Source organism: Bacillus sp. PPSBB_11, from assembly GCF_038023285.1.
Taxonomy (GTDB): domain Bacteria; phylum Bacillota; class Bacilli; order Bacillales; family Bacillaceae; genus Bacillus; species Bacillus altitudinis.
In genome coordinates, this window is the sequence record NZ_CP150633.1 from 2,290,793 (window position 1) to 2,308,613 (window position 17,821).

General features: G+C 41.7%; 18 protein-coding genes and 1 pseudogene. 14 read left to right on the forward strand and 5 right to left on the reverse strand.

What is annotated here, in order from left to right:
- Window positions 1-5: 5 nt before the first annotated feature.
- Window positions 6-986, reverse strand: coding sequence for a metal-dependent hydrolase (locus V7L95_RS11165; RefSeq protein WP_008341965.1), 981 nt, complete (start codon window positions 984-986; stop codon window positions 6-8).
- 191 nt (window positions 987-1,177) lie between these two features.
- On the opposite strand from V7L95_RS11165, the gene mutY reads away from it, so the two are divergent.
- Entirely contained in the window at window positions 1,178-2,278 is a 1,101-nt protein-coding gene (gene mutY / locus V7L95_RS11170) for an A/G-specific adenine glycosylase (RefSeq protein WP_017358847.1), read from the forward strand.
- Here the strand turns inward: mutY and V7L95_RS11175 are convergent.
- On the reverse strand, window positions 2,265-2,489 hold the full coding sequence (locus tag V7L95_RS11175; RefSeq protein ID WP_008341962.1) for a hypothetical protein: 225 nt from the start codon (window positions 2,487-2,489) through the stop codon (window positions 2,265-2,267). The genes mutY and V7L95_RS11175 overlap by 14 nt on opposite strands.
- 81 nt (window positions 2,490-2,570) lie before the next feature.
- Here V7L95_RS11175 and fabL point away from each other — a divergent pair, with 81 nt between their 5' ends.
- The 10 genes and pseudogenes from fabL to V7L95_RS11225 all read left to right on the forward strand — a co-directional run bounded on the left by fabL (window position 2,571) and on the right by V7L95_RS11225 (window position 12,119).
- Window positions 2,571-3,323, forward strand: coding sequence for an enoyl-[acyl-carrier-protein] reductase FabL (fabL, locus tag V7L95_RS11180; protein WP_007496726.1), 753 nt, complete (start codon window positions 2,571-2,573; stop codon window positions 3,321-3,323).
- A 75-nt stretch (window positions 3,324-3,398) separates the two neighbouring features.
- A pseudogene (locus V7L95_RS11185) lies at window positions 3,399-3,548 on the forward strand (gamma-type small acid-soluble spore protein); the annotation flags it as partial.
- Between the two features lie 174 nt (window positions 3,549-3,722).
- Window positions 3,723-3,983 (forward strand): YgaB family protein, encoded by a 261-nt coding sequence (locus V7L95_RS11190; RefSeq protein WP_213406527.1) that lies wholly within the window; start codon window positions 3,723-3,725, stop codon window positions 3,981-3,983.
- A 147-nt stretch (window positions 3,984-4,130) separates the two neighbouring features.
- The gene (locus V7L95_RS11195) at window positions 4,131-4,661 is read left to right on the forward strand and encodes a DUF402 domain-containing protein (protein ID WP_008341956.1); all 531 of its coding nucleotides are present in this window, start codon (window positions 4,131-4,133) and stop codon (window positions 4,659-4,661) included.
- Between the two features lie 95 nt (window positions 4,662-4,756).
- Window positions 4,757-6,499 carry an ABC transporter ATP-binding protein gene (locus V7L95_RS11200; protein WP_041090773.1) on the forward strand — a complete coding sequence of 581 codons (1,743 nt, stop codon included), beginning with the start codon at window positions 4,757-4,759 and terminating at the stop codon, window positions 6,497-6,499.
- A 112-nt stretch (window positions 6,500-6,611) separates the two neighbouring features.
- Window positions 6,612-7,634: an ABC transporter ATP-binding protein gene (locus V7L95_RS11205; RefSeq protein WP_046527459.1), complete on the forward strand. Its 1,023-nt coding sequence runs from the start codon at window positions 6,612-6,614 to the stop codon at window positions 7,632-7,634.
- Window positions 7,603-8,580: an ABC transporter ATP-binding protein gene (locus V7L95_RS11210; protein ID WP_082114293.1), complete on the forward strand. Its 978-nt coding sequence runs from the start codon at window positions 7,603-7,605 to the stop codon at window positions 8,578-8,580. Before V7L95_RS11205 ends, V7L95_RS11210 begins: the two co-directional genes overlap by 32 nt.
- Window positions 8,555-10,141: an ABC transporter substrate-binding protein gene (locus V7L95_RS11215; RefSeq protein WP_216943086.1), complete on the forward strand. Its 1,587-nt coding sequence runs from the start codon at window positions 8,555-8,557 to the stop codon at window positions 10,139-10,141. Before V7L95_RS11210 ends, V7L95_RS11215 begins: the two co-directional genes overlap by 26 nt.
- A gap of 61 nt (window positions 10,142-10,202) precedes the next feature.
- A complete protein-coding gene (locus V7L95_RS11220) occupies window positions 10,203-11,204 on the forward strand; it encodes an ABC transporter permease (RefSeq protein ID WP_017358852.1) in 1,002 nt (333 codons plus the stop codon).
- 18 nt (window positions 11,205-11,222) lie between these two features.
- Window positions 11,223-12,119 (forward strand): ABC transporter permease, encoded by an 897-nt coding sequence (locus tag V7L95_RS11225; RefSeq protein WP_008341942.1) that lies wholly within the window; start codon window positions 11,223-11,225, stop codon window positions 12,117-12,119.
- Between the two features lie 225 nt (window positions 12,120-12,344).
- Here the strand turns inward: V7L95_RS11225 and V7L95_RS11230 are convergent, their stop codons facing one another.
- Both V7L95_RS11230 and V7L95_RS11235 read right to left on the reverse strand, forming a co-directional pair.
- Entirely contained in the window at window positions 12,345-13,418 is a 1,074-nt protein-coding gene (locus V7L95_RS11230; RefSeq protein WP_007496742.1) for an aromatic acid exporter family protein, read from the reverse strand.
- A gap of 247 nt (window positions 13,419-13,665) precedes the next feature.
- Window positions 13,666-14,961 carry a glutamate-1-semialdehyde 2,1-aminomutase gene (locus V7L95_RS11235; protein ID WP_249670414.1) on the reverse strand — a complete coding sequence of 432 codons (1,296 nt, stop codon included), beginning with the start codon at window positions 14,959-14,961 and terminating at the stop codon, window positions 13,666-13,668.
- Between the two features lie 126 nt (window positions 14,962-15,087).
- On the opposite strand from V7L95_RS11235, the gene bcp reads away from it, so the two are divergent.
- Both bcp and perR read left to right on the forward strand, forming a co-directional pair.
- Window positions 15,088-15,555 (forward strand): thioredoxin-dependent thiol peroxidase, encoded by a 468-nt coding sequence (gene bcp, locus V7L95_RS11240; RefSeq protein WP_007496746.1) that lies wholly within the window; start codon window positions 15,088-15,090, stop codon window positions 15,553-15,555.
- A gap of 159 nt (window positions 15,556-15,714) precedes the next feature.
- On the forward strand, window positions 15,715-16,152 hold the full coding sequence (gene perR / locus V7L95_RS11245) for a peroxide-responsive transcriptional repressor PerR (RefSeq protein ID WP_003217782.1): 438 nt from the start codon (window positions 15,715-15,717) through the stop codon (window positions 16,150-16,152).
- A gap of 35 nt (window positions 16,153-16,187) precedes the next feature.
- Here perR and V7L95_RS11250 read toward each other — a convergent pair whose 3' ends face one another.
- The gene (locus V7L95_RS11250; protein ID WP_007496750.1) at window positions 16,188-16,535 is read right to left on the reverse strand and encodes a YgzB family protein; all 348 of its coding nucleotides are present in this window, start codon (window positions 16,533-16,535) and stop codon (window positions 16,188-16,190) included.
- A 189-nt stretch (window positions 16,536-16,724) separates the two neighbouring features.
- Between V7L95_RS11250 and V7L95_RS11255 the strand changes: the two genes are divergently transcribed.
- Window positions 16,725-17,603 carry a nucleotidyltransferase-like protein gene (locus V7L95_RS11255; RefSeq protein WP_017358856.1) on the forward strand — a complete coding sequence of 293 codons (879 nt, stop codon included), beginning with the start codon at window positions 16,725-16,727 and terminating at the stop codon, window positions 17,601-17,603.
- Window positions 17,604-17,821: the final 218 nt, after the last annotated feature.

Sequence of the window (17,821 nt, forward strand, 5' to 3'; positions counted from 1 at the left end):
CTCGCTCACACAGAGCCGAGTCTTAATTTTTTTTGCAGTTTTTCTTCACTGAAAATCCAGCCGGTATAGGAATTTTTGATTTGGTGGTCCATGTCGATATGGCAGATCGCGACGAAAGGATAGTGACCTTTGCTGCGGTAGCGCAAATCAATGAACCGTACCTCATAATGGTCCTTGTATTTATCCACTTCCCACCGGTAGACAGGGGAGAAGGAGAGAAAGGCTGAAATGTTTTCGTCTTGCTTGGCAATTTTCATAATCTCTGTATCAGGGACCGGCACACGGTTAAAGGTGTCTAAAATGATGATCTCACCATTCATACTGCGTCCAACATGGAAAGAGGATTTACATTTCACGGCAATGCGCCATTGTCTGAACTTCATTGTAGGCGAAATAATAATGTCTTCAATTTCATCGAATCGTGCACGCAGCTGACGTTTAATCTGAAGCTGCATGATGACCCTGACGATATAATAACAGAAAATCACGGCATACAGCGTAATAAACGTATAGCCGGGATGCCCGCCAATCGCCCAAACGACAATGGCGACAAGATGGGTAAAAAAGATAAACGGATCAAACGTGTTAATGATCCCAAGCGCTACCCATTTCTTTGAAAATGGACGAATGGCCTGTGTGCCGTATGCATTGAATATATCGACAAACACATGAAGCACGACGGCTAATAGTGTCCATAACCAAAGGTGAAGTAAATTTGCCCCCGGCACAAATGGGAAAATCACAGCCGGAATTAGCAATGACCAAAACAGTACAGCCGGAATGGAATGAGTAAATCCCCGGTGATTTCTTATATAAACTGCATTATTTTTTAGTTTTAGCACAGTATCAATGTCTGGTGCTTGGGAGCCGGCAATAGTCGCGATCATCACGGCATGAGCCATGTGTGGATCTGCGCTGACGGCTGGATCTAAAAGCGCAAGTCCCCCAAGAGAAATGCCCATTACTACATGAGTACCAGTGTCCAATTGATTACCTCCTAGTTGTCATGCTTAGGAACAATCATACAAAGTATACGTTTCTCATCAAGACTATGTGCAAAATTACTTTTGCTTTATCCCGATTTAATGTAACATGTTAACGTATCTACAAACAGTATACAACAAATAAGGTTCTTTTCAGAACGTTAGCTCTCGGTTCGATAAGAAGGAGTATAGAGATGAAAGACATTCAAGAAAAGCTGGACCGCAAAGATATTGCGGGTTTTCAGCATGATTTAATCGATTGGTATGAAAAAGAACAACGGACACTTCCATGGCGTGAAAATCAAGATCCATACCGCGTCTGGGTATCAGAAGTGATGCTCCAGCAAACGAGAGTGGATACGGTCATTCCGTACTTCAACCGGTTTATGGAACAATTCCCGACGGTGAAAGATCTTGCTTTAGCTGATGAAGAAAAGGTCATGAAAGCATGGGAAGGTCTGGGCTACTACTCAAGAGTGCGTAATTTACAGGCTGCTGTGAAAGAAGTATATGAATCCTACGAGGGCGTTGTCCCTGATACGAAAGAACAATTTTCAAAGCTGAAAGGTGTAGGTCCGTATACGAGCGGCGCAGTGCTGAGTATCGCTTATAACAAGCCATACCCTGCGGTAGACGGCAACGTGATGAGGGTCATTTCCCGTATCTTGTCCATATGGGATGATATTGCAAAACCAAAAACGAGAAACATTTTCGAATTTGCGGTTGATCAGCTCATTTCCCGGGAAAAGCCGTCAGAATTCAATCAAGGGCTAATGGAGCTAGGTGCACTTATTTGCACCCCAACCTCTCCTGCATGCCTCATTTGTCCTGTAAACATGCATTGCTCAGCACTGGAGGAAGGCGTTCAGCATGAGCTGCCGGTGAAAAGTAAAAAGAAAAAGCCGACTGCGAAATCAATGGCAGCAGCGGTGCTATTTGACGATGCAGGCCATCTTTATATTCATAAACGTCCAAGTACAGGTCTGCTTGCGAATTTATGGGAGTTCCCAAACATGGAAACAATGAAGGGAAGAAAAACGGAAAAAGAGCAGCTGATTGATTTCTTAAAAGAGGAAGCGGGTGTACAAGCAGAACTTGGTGATTTAGAAGGCACCATTCAACATGTATTTACCCACCTCATCTGGAATATTTCTGTTTTCTTTGGACGTGTGACCTCTGTATCTGATGACACGATGCTGAAAAAAGTCACAACAGAAGAATTTGAGGCATATGCTTTGCCAGTCTCACATCAAAAAATATGGAAGATGGCACTTGAACAGCCTAGTCATATTTAACCGTTGTACCATGGGTATAATCGGCTTCATTTCGGTGCAGACCCCCGCGGTTTTCAATTTCAGAAATGATTTCTCGATACTTAGATTGCCCTTCTTCGTTTAAATAAGGTAAAATTTGTTGGAAAGCATGATGAAAAAAAGCAAGCTCAGTATCTTTCCATTGATCCTTTGACATCATGCCAAGCTGGCTTAAATCGCGTCCGACATACATGAATGTAACCTCCTAATAGGAACTTTCCTATTAGTGTGAAGCGAATGGACGAAAACTATTCAAATCAGGAGATGAACCATAATGAACAAGCGTAAATGTGCACTAATTACAGGCAGCAGTAGAGGTGTCGGGAAAGAAGTAGCCCTTCGCCTGGCTGAAAAAGGATATGACATTGTCATTAACTATGCAAGAAGCAAAAAAGCAGCACTTGAAACAGCTGAAGAAATTGAAGCGATGGGTGTTAAAACATTAGTTGTCAAAGCCAACGTTGGTCAGCCAGAGAAAATCAAAGACATGTTCCAGCAAATTGACGAAACGTTTGGCCGTTTAGACGTATTTGTGAACAATGCGGCATCTGGCGTTCAGCGTCCAATCATGGATCTTGAAGAAAATCATTGGGACTGGACCATGAATATCAATGCGAAGGCCTTGTTATTCTGCGGACAAGAAGCAGCCAAATTAATGGAGAAAAACGGCGGCGGACATATCGTCAGCATTAGCTCACTAGGCTCCATCCGCTACCTTGAAAACTACACGGTGGTCGGTGTATCTAAAGCAGCACTAGAAGCGTTGACACGCTACCTATCCGTTGAGCTGTCACAAAAAAATATCGTCGTAAATGCCGTATCAGGCGGTGCCATTGATACAGATGCACTCAAGCACTTCCCAAATCGTGAAGAGCTATTAGAAGACGCTAAGAAAAATACACCAGCTGGCCGTATGGTGGAAATTAAAGACATGGTCGACAGTGTAGAATTCCTTGTATCAGGCAAAGCAGATATGATTAGAGGACAGACGATTATCGTCGATGGCGGACGTTCTTTGCTTGTTTAAAAAAATCATGAATAAGATGTACACCTTCTGCACAAATTAATGTGCGTGGAGGTGATAATGATGGATAAACAACAAAACAAAACAAACGCACAACAAGTGAAAAAACAAAACCAAGCTGCTGCACAAGGCGGTCAATATGGCACTGAATTTGCTAGCGAGACTGACGCACAGCACGTAAAAAAATACAACCAAAAAGCTGAGCAAAACAAACAACAAAACAGCTAATCACTGAAACAAAGGGAAGCACTTCATCTACGAATGAAGTGCTTTTCTTTTTGTCTCTCCCCATCATCCGACAAAACCTGTAAAACCTCTACATAAACAGTCAAAGGACTTCTTCCTTCTTTCAAGAAATGGTATAGATACAAAAAGTGGAATCGAAGGAAAGGGAGGAGTTAGATGTCTGATTTCGATCAGCTTGTCAAAGAACAAATGCAGCTTATGGATCAGCTGCTCGATGTACAAGGAGAACTTGATCTGTACTTAGAGACAGAAAAACAATTGCTGCAAGGTGAAAAAAAGGAAGAGCGGCATAAGCTTCGTGATCAAATCAAACAGAAACGAGAGGAACTGCAAAAAGTCCAGACACTATTTACAAAACAGACTAAACAAGTCATCAATTCGTATAAACAAATGGAGAAGAGCTCAACCGTCATGTAAAAGAGTGTGCCGTTCAATTGGGTTGAATGGCTTTTTCATTTCATTTTTTAATGATGTAACGGTATAATATAATAGAGACATGTTTAGTTGTGAAATTAGGTCTTTGGACTGTTAGGTTTGTTTGTTATAGAAAGTAGGGGAGAAAATATGGGCTATCCCAAGGAAGGAGAAACCATCCAAATTCAAAGCTATAAACATAATGGCTTGATCCACAGGATTTGGAATGAAACCACCATTCTGAAAGCAACGGAATTGTGTATCATTGGTGCAAACGATCGAACAATGGTGACTGAATCCGATGGCCGTACATGGATGACAAGAGAACCGGCTATTTGCTATTTTCATGCAAAACAATGGTTTAATGTCATTGGGATGCTTCGAGATGATGGGGTGTATTATTACTGCAACATCAGCTCTCCTTTTGCGACAGATGAAGAGGCGATTAAGTATATTGATTACGACTTAGATGTCAAAGTCTTTCCGGACATGACGTATAATATTTTGGATGAGGATGAATATGCAGATCATAAGAGGCAGATGAATTATCCAAAAGAAATCGATAGTATCTTACGAGAGCATCTAAATACATTACTGCATTGGATTCACCAGCGGAAGGGACCGTTTGCTCCAGAATTTGTGGATATGTGGTATGAACGTTTTTTGCGTTATACAAAATAAGTAACAGCAGCTAAAACCTGTTTGGCTTTTCAAAGCCAACAGGTTTTTGACTGCGTACGGATAAGAGGCACTGATAGATTGGGAAGGAGATTTACATGGGGGTCATAAAACGTTACATGGCTTTTGTAACACCGTATAAAAAACAGATTGCATTGACAATGGTGATCGGAATGATTAAGTTCTCGATCCCCTTAACATTGCCTCTGCTTTTAAAGTATGTCATTGATGATGTCATTCAAGGCTCTGGATCGGCTGAAGAAAAAACATCCACTCTCTTTATTATTATGGGAATCATGCTTGTATTATTTTTAGTGATGAGACCGCCTGTTGAGTACTACAGACAATACTATGCGCAGTGGACAGGCAGTAAAGTATTATTTGATATTCGGGAAAAACTGTTCTCGCACATTCAAAAGCTAAGCCTTCGTTATTACGCCAACACGAGAACAGGGGAAATTATTTCAAGGGTCATCAACGATGTGGAGCAAACAAAGGAATTTGTCATCACAGGGCTTATGAACATTTGGCTTGATTTGATGACCGTCCTGATTGTGATAGCCATTATGTGTACACTGGATCTTAAACTCACCATTGTGTCTGTCATTATTTTTCCGCTGTATGCGTTAGCAGTGAAGTATTTTTACGGACGGCTTCGCAAACTGACAAAAGAGCGGTCGCAGGCACTCGCTGAGGTACAAGGGCACCTGCATGAGCGAGTACAAGGAATGCCTGTCATTCGCAGCTTTGCGATTGAAGAATACGAACAAGAGAATTTTCACGATGAAAATAAAAATTTCTTAAACAAAGCGATCAATCATACGAATTGGAATGCCAAAACATTCGCCGTCGTCAATACGATCACAGACATTGCGCCGCTGCTCATCATTGCTTTTGCTGGCTATACCGTCATTAACGGGTCGCTTTCAATTGGGACAATGATTGCCTTTGTCGGCTACATTGACCGGATGTACAACCCGATTCGTCGTCTCATTAACTCATCGACGACTTTAACTCAGTCAGTAGCCTCAATGGATCGTATTTTTGAGTTTATTGATGAACCGTATGAAGTAACAGACAAGCCCAATGCAAAAGAAGCCAATCACTTAAAAGGAGAGGTAGAATTTAAAGATGTGACGTTCCGTTACGAACATACACAGGAAGAGATTTTACACAATATCTCCTTGAAAGTAGAAAAAGGTCAAACTGTTGCGCTTGTAGGAATGAGCGGCGGAGGGAAGTCGACACTCGTCAGCTTAATTCCAAGATTTTATGATGTTACAAGCGGATCACTCGAAATTGACGGCATTGATATTAAAGAGTACAAGGCAAGAAGCCTGCGTAATCAAGTCGGAATGGTGCTCCAAGATACATTCTTATTCAGTGACACCATAAAAGAAAATATCGCTGTGGGAGACCCGGAAGCATCCTTTGAGAAAATTGTGTCGGCTGCCAAAGCGGCTAATGCGCATGATTTTATCATGTCTCTTCCTGAAGGATATGACACGAAAGTAGGAGAACGTGGCGTAAAGCTATCAGGCGGTCAAAAACAACGAATTTCAATTGCAAGGGTATTTCTTAAAAATCCACCGCTGCTTATTTTAGACGAAGCGACGTCTGCACTTGATTTAGAAAGTGAACATTACATTCAAGAAGCGATGCAAAAGCTGGCAAAAGATCGCACAACTTTTATAGTTGCGCACCGTTTATCAACGATTACACATGCGGACCTCATTGTGGTCATGGAACAAGGCGAGATTGTGGAAAAAGGAACACATGAAGAATTAATGAACCGAGACAGCCACTATCGCCATCTATTTACCATTCAAACATTAAATTAGTAGAAGCCTATCCGATTCTAGCGGATAGGCTTTTTTATGCTTGTCAAAAACATGACATATTTCCCAGCTTGTCTCAATACAATTTTAAAAAGTATGACGGGGTGGTGAAGATGTGAAAGAACAAGAAGTATTGCTAGATGTTAAACAGCTGTCCATTGCCTTTCAGCAAAAAAAACAGAGAGTGCCGATCGTCCATGACATCTCATTCTCTATTCAAAAAGGAGAAACCTTAGGTATTGTGGGCGAATCTGGCTGCGGGAAAAGCATCACATCGATGTCTTTAATGGGGCTGAATCACCAAACAGAAACAACAGGTCACATACAATTTGAAGGTCAAAACCTGCTGTCACTGTCGGAGAAACAATGGCGAGAGGTCAGAGGGAATGACATCTCAATGATTTTCCAGGAACCCATGACTTCTCTCAATCCACTCATGACCATCGGCAAGCAAATGACAGAAGCCCTTTTCACACATCAGACTATCAGCCAAAAAGAAGCAAAAGTGAAGGCGGTAGATTTGCTTCAAACGGTAGGCCTGAAACAAGCAGCGTCATTACTCAAAAAATATCCACATGAACTATCGGGCGGCATGCGTCAGCGTGTGATGATTGCGATGGCTATGCTGTGTCACCCAAAGCTCATGATTGCAGATGAACCAACGACTGCACTTGATGTCACCATCCAAGCACAAATTCTTCATTTGCTCAAAAAGTTAAATGAAGAGATGGACACCGCTATTTTATTTATTACTCATGATTTAGGCGTCGTGCGGCAAATATGCCAGCGTGTCATGATTATGTATGCCGGTCGAATCGTAGAAGAAGGAACCGTTGACCGTATTTTCCAAAAACCTCTCCATCCCTACACGAAAGGTCTTTTCGCCTCTGTTCCATCATTTAAAGAGAAAAAAGAAAAACTCATGTCGATTGCGGGTCATGTACCTAAGCCAGGAGCTATTCGGTCCGGCTGTCAATTTGCACCACGCTGTCCATATCAAATGACGCAATGTCTTGAAAAAGACCCATCTTTACAATCCATTTCACACAATCACCGCGTCGCATGTTTTCTAATGGAAGGAGGAGAAGACACTGAATCACCCACTGTTGCAAGTGAATCAACTGACGAAGCGTTATGACACATCGGCATTTTTTTCTAAACACAAACAGACGACTTTGGCTTTAAATCAAGTGTCCTTTCACGTGAAAGAAGGAGAGACGCTCGGCATTGTGGGCGAATCTGGCTGCGGGAAATCAACCCTTGGCAAAAGCTTAATGAGATTAATCGAACCGACTTCTGGCTCAATTCAAATGAAAGGAAAAGAAGTGACGCTTCTGAAAGAACGAGACATGCGTTCCTTCAGAAAAGACATTCAAATGATTTTCCAAGATCCATACGCTTCCTTAAATCCACGAATGAAAATCAAAGACATTTTAGAAGAACCGCTCATTGTTCATAAACATGGAACAAAAGCAGAAAGACAAAAGCGTGTAAAAGAGATGCTGCACATTGTTGGGTTTGACCCATCCTATGGAGACCGTTATGCGCACCAATTTAGCGGCGGTCAGAGGCAGCGTATTGGAATTGCTAGGGCGCTGATTACTCATCCAAGTCTTGTGATTGCCGATGAGCCAGTTTCCGCTTTAGATGTATCGGTTCAAGCGCAAATATTGAATTTAATGCTCGAATTGCAAAAGACGCTTTCTCTGACGTACTTGTTTATTTCTCACGATCTAGGCGTTGTCAAGTATATGAGCGACCGAATTGCAGTGATGTACGCTGGCCGTATTGTAGAAATGGGTCCTGCGGAGGACGTATTTCACAAGCCGCTTCATCCTTATACATCGCTTCTTCTGACATCCATTCCACATATGGATCACGTGCTGGAAACGCAGGATGTGTCAGCGGAAGAATCCACCCTGGTGTCAGAAGATGGCTGTCCTTTCTATAAAAGATGTCCAAAAAGGTGGGCGCAATGCTTGCAAGCTGTTCCGCCTTTGTATGAGGAGAAAACAGGCCATGCAGCCGCGTGCTATTTATATCAAAAGGAGGAACACAATGAAGAAGACATGGTTATTCAGTAGTTTCATTTTTGTGCTGGCACTTGCGTTATTTCTAGGGGGCTGTTCATCTTCATCAACATCAGAAGAAAAAGCCACAAAAGACACTCTCGTATTCGGCAGAGGAGGGGACTCTACGTCACTTGATCCGATTACAACAACAGAAGGCGAAACCTTCAAGGTCACAGAGAATATGTTTGAAAAGCTTTTGAATTACGGTGAAAAAGACACGACCATCCATCCGGGCCTCGCAACAGAATGGGATGTTGCAAAGGACGGAAAATCGTACACGTTCTACTTAAGAGAAGGTGTGAAATTTCACGATGGCACAGACTTTAATGCAGAAGCAGTGAAATTCAACTTTGACCGCTGGATGAATGGAGATGCCGAAAAATTTCCTTACTACGGCATGTTTGGCGGCTATAAAAAAGATAAAGGGCATGTCATTAAAGACATCATCGTCAAAGGAGAGCATGAAATTGAATTTCAACTCAAACGCCCGCAAGCAACATTTCTGAAAAACATCGCCATGTCACCATTTGGTATCGCTAGTCCTGCAGCAGTTGAAAAAAGCGGTGATTCATTTAGAGAAAACCCAGTTGGCACAGGACCATTTAAGTTTAAAGAATGGAAGCAGAACGACCGTATTGTCTTAGAAAAGAACGAAGATTACTGGCAAAAAGATAAACCAAAACTGAAACAAATCATCTTCCGCTCTATTCCTGAAAACTCTGCTCGTTTAAATGCGCTTAAAACAGGCGAAATCGACTTAATGGACGGCGTCAATCCGTCCGATTTAGATGGCATTAAAACAGACAAAGCGCTCCAGTTGATTGAAAGACCATCCATGAACGTAGGTTATATCGGGCTGACAGTGACTAGAAAGCCGCTTGATAACAAGTTGGTTCGTCAGGCACTCAATTATGCAGTTGATAAAGAATCAATCATCGAGTCGTTTTATGGAGGGCTTGCTGAACCAGCAAAAAATCCACTTCCTCCGTCATTAGAAGGCTACAATGACGAGATTGAGCCATATCCATATGATCTGGAAAAAGCAAAAGAACTATTGAAAGAGGCAGGCTTCCCTGACGGTTTTCGCATCAAGCTTTGGGCAATGCCTGTGCCGCGCCCATATATGCCAGACGGGATGAAGGTAGCTGAAGTCATTCAGTCAAACTTTGAAAAAGTTGGTGTCAAAGCCGAAATCGTCACATATGATTGGGCGACTTATTTAGATAAAGCAAGTAAAGGCGAAGCAGATGTGTTCTTATTAGGATGGACAGGGGACAATGGCGATCCTGATAATTTCATCTACACATTATTAGATAAAGACAGTATTGGCGGTAACAACTATACATTCTTCCAAAACGATAAAATGCATGACATCCTCATTGAAGCTCAGACCGATACGGATCAAAAGAAGCGAAATGAATTATATCAAGAAGCTCAAGAAATCATTCATGATGAAGCACCTTGGATTCCATTAGTCCATTCAATTCCAATGCTCGCCGCATCTAAAGATTTAAAAGGCTACCAGCCGCATCCGACTGGTTCCGAAGCATTGACTGACGTATATTTCGAATAAGCAAATAAGGGAGATCGTTCGATCTCCCTTATCCAAACAATGAAAAGGCGGTGAAAGCTGTTTGTTTGCTTATTGTATGAAGCGAGCAGGAATGCTCATTCCAGTACTGATCGGAATGACCTTAGTTGTATTTTCTATTATTCGGTTTATCCCTGGAAATCCGGCGCAGGTCATCTTAGGACAGCGGGCAACGAAAGAAGCAGTAGAGCAATTGACGATTCAGCTTGGTTTAGACCAGCCGTGGTACGTACAATATGGTCACTACATGCTGGGGCTTTTAAAAGGCGATCTAGGGACTTCCATACGAACAGGAGCGGCTATTGCCCAGGAAATGAAGCCTTACTTATTTGCTACATTAGAATTGACTTTCTTCGCTATGTTGCTGGCGATTATTGTCGGTGTGAATGCCGGAATCATTAGTGCGTGGTTTAAACATTCTTTCTTTGATTATGTGGCCATGTTTATTGCGCTCATTGGGGTGTCCATGCCGATTTTCTGGTTAGGCTTAATGGGACAGTGGCTATTCTCGATTGAATTAGGTATTTTGCCGACTACAGGACGAGAAAACGTCAGAAATCCGGTAGAGTCGATCACCTATATCCATACGCTGGACACGATTTTGCAAGGACGATTTGATCAATTTTTTGACAGCATCAAGCATTTAATTTTACCAAGTACCGCTCTCGCAACGATTCCTGCTGCGATTATTGCAAGGATTACGAGGGCAAGTATGCTGGAAGTTCTTCATTCAGATTTTATACGAACAGCAAAAGCAAAAGGGGTACGTTCATTTTTCATCATTTACCAGCATGGGCTGAAAAATGCGCTCATTCCGATTTTAACGATTATTGGTCTTCAAACAGGTCTCTTGCTAGGCGGAGCCATTTTAACAGAAACGATCTTTGCTTGGCCGGGAATTGGGCGGTATATTTACGATGCCATTAGCTATCGTGATTATCCTGTCATTCAAACTGGCATTCTTGTTGTTGCGCTCATATTTGTGCTGATCAATTTCATTGTGGATATCTTGTATGCAGTCATTGATCCGAGGATTAAATACTAGAGAAGGGAGAGTGACGACATGGAAGCGCAAAAAGAGCTTCAAGCACCTGAACAAAAGGAAGAACGCTCTCAATCACTGATTCTTGAATCGATGAAACTGTTCTTTCAGCACAAGCTGGCGGTCATTGGCACTGTGATTGTCTTTTTATTTCTGATCCTAGCAATCTTTGCACCGCTCATTGCTCCTTATGGAATCAACGAGCAGTCACTAGGCGAACGATTTAGTGCCCCTTCGGCTGCACATTGGTTTGGTACGGATGATTTCGGGAGAGACATATTTTCTAGAGTCGTGCATGGAGCTCGGATTTCATTATGGGTGGGTTTCTTCTCCGTTCTCGGGTCGGTTATTTTAGGGACATTGCTTGGATTGATGGCAGGTTACGGCGGCAGATTGCTGGATGCTGTCATCTCAAGACTATTTGATATTTTACTCGCTTTTCCTAGCATTCTATTAGCGATTGCGATCGTTTCCATCTTAGGCCCTTCCTTACAAAATGCCCTTATTGCCATAGCGATTATTAACGTCCCGACTTTTGGGCGGCTGGTTCGTTCAAAGGTGCTGAGCATTAAGCAAGAAGAATATGTTTTAGCAGCAAAGGCAGTCGGGATGTCACACCGCCGCATCGTTCTTCGTCACATTCTGCCAAATAGTATGGTGCCGGTCATCGTTCAAGCGACGCTTGCGATTGGTACTGCCATTATTGAAGCGGCGGCTTTAGGATTTTTAGGATTAGGTGCACAAGCGCCAAGTCCAGAGTGGGGGAAAATGCTTGCCGATGCGAGACCTTATCTCGTACAAGCGCCGTGGACTTTATTTTTCCCGGGGATTGCGATCATGCTGACGGTTCTTGGCTTTAACTTGATGGGAGATGGATTAAGGGACACCCTTGATCCTAAAATGAAGAAAATAAAATAAGACCGATTCTAAGAATCGGTCACAGCGAGTAGACAAACCCCTCATTCTTTGTCAATCCTGCGTGCTGGTGCTCACGAATATGGCATTCGCTCCGCTCCAGTACTCCTCTTTCCTTGGTTTCAAGGGTTTTCAACTACGCTGAAAAGAAGACAAAGGGCTAAATAAAGATCATTTTAGCCCTTTGTTAAAAATGTAAGCCCGATTCTTAGAATCGGGCTTTTGTATTTAAGCTTCTTTTTCTTCTGTCTCAATCTCACTATCTTTTGGGTGATACGTTTGGAAGCTTGTAATCAAAGTATCTAGATGCTCCAATTCATCACGGTATTCAATAATACTCGACATCACATTCAGCATATTGTAATCCAGCAAGTCGTTTTCTTGATTTTGCTGGTGCTGAATAAATGATTTCGTTAATGCTTCAAGACGAAGAGAGCATTCATTTTGAAATTCATCGTCCTGCGGTTTCATTTTTCCAACAAATTTCATTAAGGTACGTTCATGCCAATAAAGCAAATAATCAATCTCATCTGTTAAGCTCTCTCTGAAATGCTCTGGCATCAAATGAATTTCATTTTCTAACTTATGAAGCTTTTTCAGCAAGTACAGCGCTCGATTAGACGTCATGATTGCCTGTCTGAATAAAACAAGCTTTCTAGATTTGACATAAGTTGTTTTCTTTAAATAGCTTCGTTCTTCTTTGTATAACAAGTAAATGTGATCTAATTTGATCATACGTTCTTTTATTTGATCGATGTCATCCTTTAAAGTGGAATGATCAGTAGACTGTCTGGAGCTCAGACGGATCCATTTTAAAATCTCCTCCGTATTTTCCATAATGTGATGAACAAGCTTTGTTTCATACTTTGGCGGCAGGAAAATCAAATTCACTAAAAATGAAGAAAGTACGCCTAACACCACAGTTGCTGTTCGAATTAAGGCAAAGGAAAGGAAATGATCCCCTGCACTTTCTAAAATCGCGATGACGGTTACGAGTGCAATCGGAATCGTGTGTTCAATCTTCAGCTTTAAATTAATCGCAATGACCATGACGGCAGTTAAGCCGATGATGACTGGTCCTGTGCCAAAAAGCAGACCGAACGTAATGGCAAGTGCTGCTCCAATAATATTGGCTTGCACTTGGTCAACAATCGTTAAAAATGATCGATAAATAGATGGCTGGATAGCAAATACAGCTGCAATTCCCGCGAAGACGGGTGTCGGCAACCCAAGCCATGTTGCCAGGTAAAGCGCGAGTACAATGGCAATACCAGTTTTTAAAATACGGGCTCCAAGTTTCATTGGTTTTGTCCCTGCATTCCTTTCTTTTCGATAATAGATGACCACTTGTCATATATCATAAATATTTTGATGAAACAACTAAGTAATATACAGCGGTCTTCCGAAATATTCAAGTGATTTTTGAAAGTTCATGAAAACATCAAAAGAAGGTATTGAGAAAAAATGTAACAGATTCACTCGCTTTTGACAATCAAGAGCTGGTAAATAAAAAAACAGACGCATGAATTTACGTCTGTTTTTCTCCTCATTATAATTGTTTCAGTTGTTCAAACGCATGATCTACTGCTTTGAGCGTTTCAGAAATATCATTTTCAGTATGTGCAATGGTTAAGAACCATGCTTCATATTTAGAAGGCGCGAGGTTAATACCTTGTGCGAGCATGAATTTAAAGAAACGGGCGAACATTTCACCATCCGTATTTTCAGCCTGCTCGTAGTTCACAATCGTTTCCTTTGTAAAATAAATGGTGAGAGCACCTTTTAAACGATTCACTGTAATATCTACTTGATGTTTTTTTGCGTGGGCTAAAATTCCCTCTTCTAACATGGCCCCAAGCTGATCAAGACGTTCGTAGACCCCGTCTTCTTTTAACACTTCCAAGCATGCAATACCAGAAAGGATGGAGGCAGGATTACCTGCCATTGTGCCAGCTTGGTAGGCTGGTCCAAGCGGGGCGACTTGCTCCATAATTTCTTTTTTGCCGCCGTAAGCGCCGATTGGAAGACCGCCGCCGATAATTTTACCTAATGCAGTGAGGTCAGGTTTTACTTGAAGCAAGTCCTGTGCACCACCATACATAAAGCGGAAAGCTGTAATGACTTCATCATAGATGACTAGAGCCCCTTTTTCATGAGTCAGGTCATTAACCTGCTGCAGGAAACCGTCTTTAGGCTCTACGATGCCAAAGTTCCCGACAATTGGCTCAACAAGAACAGCTGCTACTTCATCACCCCAGCGGTCTAATGCTTCTTTGTAGCTGTCTATATCGTTGAATGGAACGGTAATGACTTCATTGGCAATACTTTTAGGCACGCCCGCTGAATCTGGTGTTCCTAAAGTGGAAGGTCCAGAGCCGGCCGCAACTAGCACAAGATCAGAATGGCCGTGGTAACATCCGGCAAACTTAATGATCTTTGTTCTGCCTGTATAAGCGCGAGCGACACGGATTGTCGTCATCACAGCTTCGGTACCTGAATTGACAAAACGAACTTTGTCCAAAGCAGGCATCGCTTCCTTCAGCATCTTAGCAAAAGTGACTTCATGCTTCGTTGGTGTTCCGTAAAGGACACCCGTCTCGGCTGCTTTCGTGATGGCTTTTGTAATATGAGGATGAGCATGTCCCGTAATAATTGGGCCGTATGCTGCTAAATAGTCGATATAACGGTTTCCGTCAACATCCCAAAAATAAGCGCCTTCGCCTTTTTCCATTGCAACAGGTGACCCGCCGCCCACTGCTTTATATGAACGAGATGGGCTGTTAACCCCTCCAACAATATGCTCCAGCGCCTCTTGATGTAATTTTTCTGATTCGGTGAATTTCATAAATAGCCTCCTATCTCAACGTATCACGTCGTCTATCATTATTTTAACATGCCGATGCAAGCGTCCTTAGTTGAATATCTTCTCGAAATTGGATAGGCTAATGAAAAAATAGGTTGGAGGGATTGTATGACAATCGAAGTGGGGCAGCAAGTACCTGATATTGAATTACTTGGTGATAATGGAGAGAAAGTAAAGCTCTCTGATTTTAAAGGGAAACACATTGTCCTTTATTTTTATCCAAAAGATATGACGCCGGGCTGCACAACGGAAGCCTGTGATTTTCGTGACCGCCATCAAAGCTTTGCCGAATTAGATGCTGTGATTATCGGCGTAAGCCCAGACGGTCAAGACAAGCACCAAAAGTTTAAAGAAAAACATGACTTACCTTTCCTGCTTCTTGTAGATGACGAACAAAAATTGTCTGAAGCTTTCGGTGTGTGGAAGCTGAAAAAGAACTTTGGTAAGGAATACATGGGAATTGAACGCTCAACGTTTCTTATTAATAAAGAAGGAAAGCTTGTGAAAGAGTGGCGTAAAGTAAAGGTGAAAGATCATGTGGAAGAAGCGCTTGAGGAACTGAAAGCTCACGCTTAATATGTTGACGAGATGAGATCGGCAGTCGTGCCGGTCTTTTTTGTATAGAAGAATAGGTAAAAAAGAGGATTGTAATTGACAAAGTTTCGGCTCTGGGGGTACACTATTTATAAAGATTATAATATAAGAATATTTTTGAAAAGAGAGGTGCATGATGAAATGGCTGCTCACGAACTAAAAGATGCTTTAGACGCTCTAAAAGAAACCGGTGTTCGAATTACTCCGCAGCGCCATGCCATCTTGGAGTTTCTCGTAAATTCTATGACACACCCAACCGCGGACGATATATATAAGGCACTTGAAGGGAAATTTCCTAATATGAGTGTAGCAACGGTTTACAACAATTTACGAGTCTTCCGGGAATCTGGATTAGTAAAAGAATTAACGTATGGGGATTCCTCAAGCCGATTTGATTTTGCGACATCTGACCATTACCATGCGATTTGTGAAAACTGCGGAAAGATCGTTGACTTTCACTATCCTGGCCTTGATGAAGTAGAACAGCTTGCATCCCATGTGACAGGCTTTACAGTAAGTCATCATCGCTTGGAGATCTATGGCACTTGTCAAGAATGTGCAAAAAAAGAAAATCATTAATGAAAAAGCTGACCAGTTGAATGGTCAGCTTATTTTTATGACTTTTTTCGATTGTAGGATTCATCAAACTCTTTGCCTTCTAATGCTGGATCGAGTGTAAGTGGCTCTCTGCAATGCATGCACATGTCCACCCGCCCAAGCACTTTTGTTTCCTTCTCACAGCCTGGACATACGACCCGGACTGCCTTCGTAGAAAGCATACCGATCCAAAAGTAAACGGCTGTACTCAATCCAATCGATAACACGCCGAGTAGCATAAAGAAGGTCGACAGCCAGACCGATTCCTTGAAGAACACACCGATATACATGATCAAAAAACCAACAAAAACCAAACTAAGTGCAAATGTTCTGATTTTATTAATCTTACTGGAGTATTTCGCCATCCCTAGTCCCCCTTATCTCCAATATAGCACATTTTACCTTTCTGTTTGAATTAGTTATAGAGTTTTGTGAATAAATTGCTTATAATGATTCAACGATCTTTTTTCATGTATTGAAGGAATTTTGATTCTATGAGGAGAAATACATAGCATTAGAGAAGAACCTTACACCCGAGTATTGGAGGAATCACTATGGAAAATCTTCTCCGTCCTATTTATCAAGAGAGAGCAAGTCATCCAGATACATTAGCTGTGATTATAGTAGAAAGAAGACATAAAGTATCTTCTGAGACGGATAACTTTGATGCAGCGCTTCTAGTCATCGTAAAGGATGCGGAAGAACCGTTATTTATTAAGCACTATGAATCCGGTCACCAAACAGCTTCTTTAAATGTTGTCACAGATGATCAGTTGAAGGAATGGATTACCTTAGGTACCAACAGACGGATTATTGATTGGATTTTAAACGGAAAAGTCCTGTTTGATCGAAATGAATATATTTTCAACTTGATTGATGAACTGAGTACATTCCCGTTTTCTAACCGCAAGCTCAAAATTGGTTTAGAATATGGCAAGCTCATTCGAAGATATATAGAAGGAAAAGCATTTTTTGAATCAAATCAATTCCTCGATGCATATAATTCCATTGTGCATGCCCTGCATCATCTGGCGCGTATTGAAGTGATTGATAAAGGCTTCCACCCAGAAGTGACCGTTTGGAACCAAGTACGTCATATGGAACCGGAAGTATATAAACTTTATTCAGAGTTGATTGAAAGCCACGAAAGTCTTCATAAGCGGTTAGAACTTTTATTCCTAGCGAATGATTTCTTGATTCATTCAAAAGCAGAAATTGGTGCGGCTCATTTGCGTCATGTCATGGAACAGCAGGATATTTGGCTGTTTGGCGAGCTTCTTGCACATCCTGATCTCAAACATTTCACGCCTGATCTTAGTGTGATGATTGATTTCTTTGTGGAAAAAGGAATTGTGCTAGTAGAGCCAATTGAGACGAAGGGACAAAAAATCTATCACCGAGGATATTTTGTTAAAAAAGATATTGACGCATGAATATTATGATGGTATATTATTAAACGTCGCTAATGAGCAACCGAGTTGCTTTGAAAGAAAAGCGGACAAAAAGAAATTCAAAAAAACACTTGACGCACACGGTGCTCAAATGTTATATTAAGAAAGTCGCCTCTGAGCGACAATGAAGATGATCTTTGAAAACTAAACAAGACAAAACGTACCTGTTAATTCGAGTTTTTATAAAAAAATCCTATGAT

Coding starts and splice junctions, on each gene's coding strand:
- V7L95_RS11195 (WP_008341956.1), top strand. CDS start 4,131: ATGGGCTATCCCAAGGAAGGAGAAACCATCCAAATTCAAAGCTATAAA.
- V7L95_RS11225 (WP_008341942.1), top strand. CDS start 11,223: ATGGAAGCGCAAAAAGAGCTTCAAGCACCTGAACAAAAGGAAGAACGC.
- mutY (WP_017358847.1), top strand. CDS start 1,178: ATGAAAGACATTCAAGAAAAGCTGGACCGCAAAGATATTGCGGGTTTT.
- V7L95_RS11235 (WP_249670414.1), bottom strand. CDS start 14,961: ATGAAATTCACCGAATCAGAAAAATTACATCAAGAGGCGCTGGAGCAT.
- V7L95_RS11175 (WP_008341962.1), bottom strand. CDS start 2,489: ATGTATGTCGGACGCGATTTAAGCCAGCTTGGCATGATGTCAAAGGAT.
- perR (WP_003217782.1), top strand. CDS start 15,715: ATGGCTGCTCACGAACTAAAAGATGCTTTAGACGCTCTAAAAGAAACC.
- V7L95_RS11200 (WP_041090773.1), top strand. CDS start 4,757: ATGGGGGTCATAAAACGTTACATGGCTTTTGTAACACCGTATAAAAAA.
- V7L95_RS11215 (WP_216943086.1), top strand. CDS start 8,555: ATGAAGAAGACATGGTTATTCAGTAGTTTCATTTTTGTGCTGGCACTT.
- V7L95_RS11255 (WP_017358856.1), top strand. CDS start 16,725: ATGGAAAATCTTCTCCGTCCTATTTATCAAGAGAGAGCAAGTCATCCA.
- V7L95_RS11230 (WP_007496742.1), bottom strand. CDS start 13,418: ATGAAACTTGGAGCCCGTATTTTAAAAACTGGTATTGCCATTGTACTC.
- fabL (WP_007496726.1), top strand. CDS start 2,571: ATGAACAAGCGTAAATGTGCACTAATTACAGGCAGCAGTAGAGGTGTC.
- V7L95_RS11250 (WP_007496750.1), bottom strand. CDS start 16,535: ATGGCGAAATACTCCAGTAAGATTAATAAAATCAGAACATTTGCACTT.
- V7L95_RS11190 (WP_213406527.1), top strand. CDS start 3,723: ATGTCTGATTTCGATCAGCTTGTCAAAGAACAAATGCAGCTTATGGAT.
- bcp (WP_007496746.1), top strand. CDS start 15,088: ATGACAATCGAAGTGGGGCAGCAAGTACCTGATATTGAATTACTTGGT.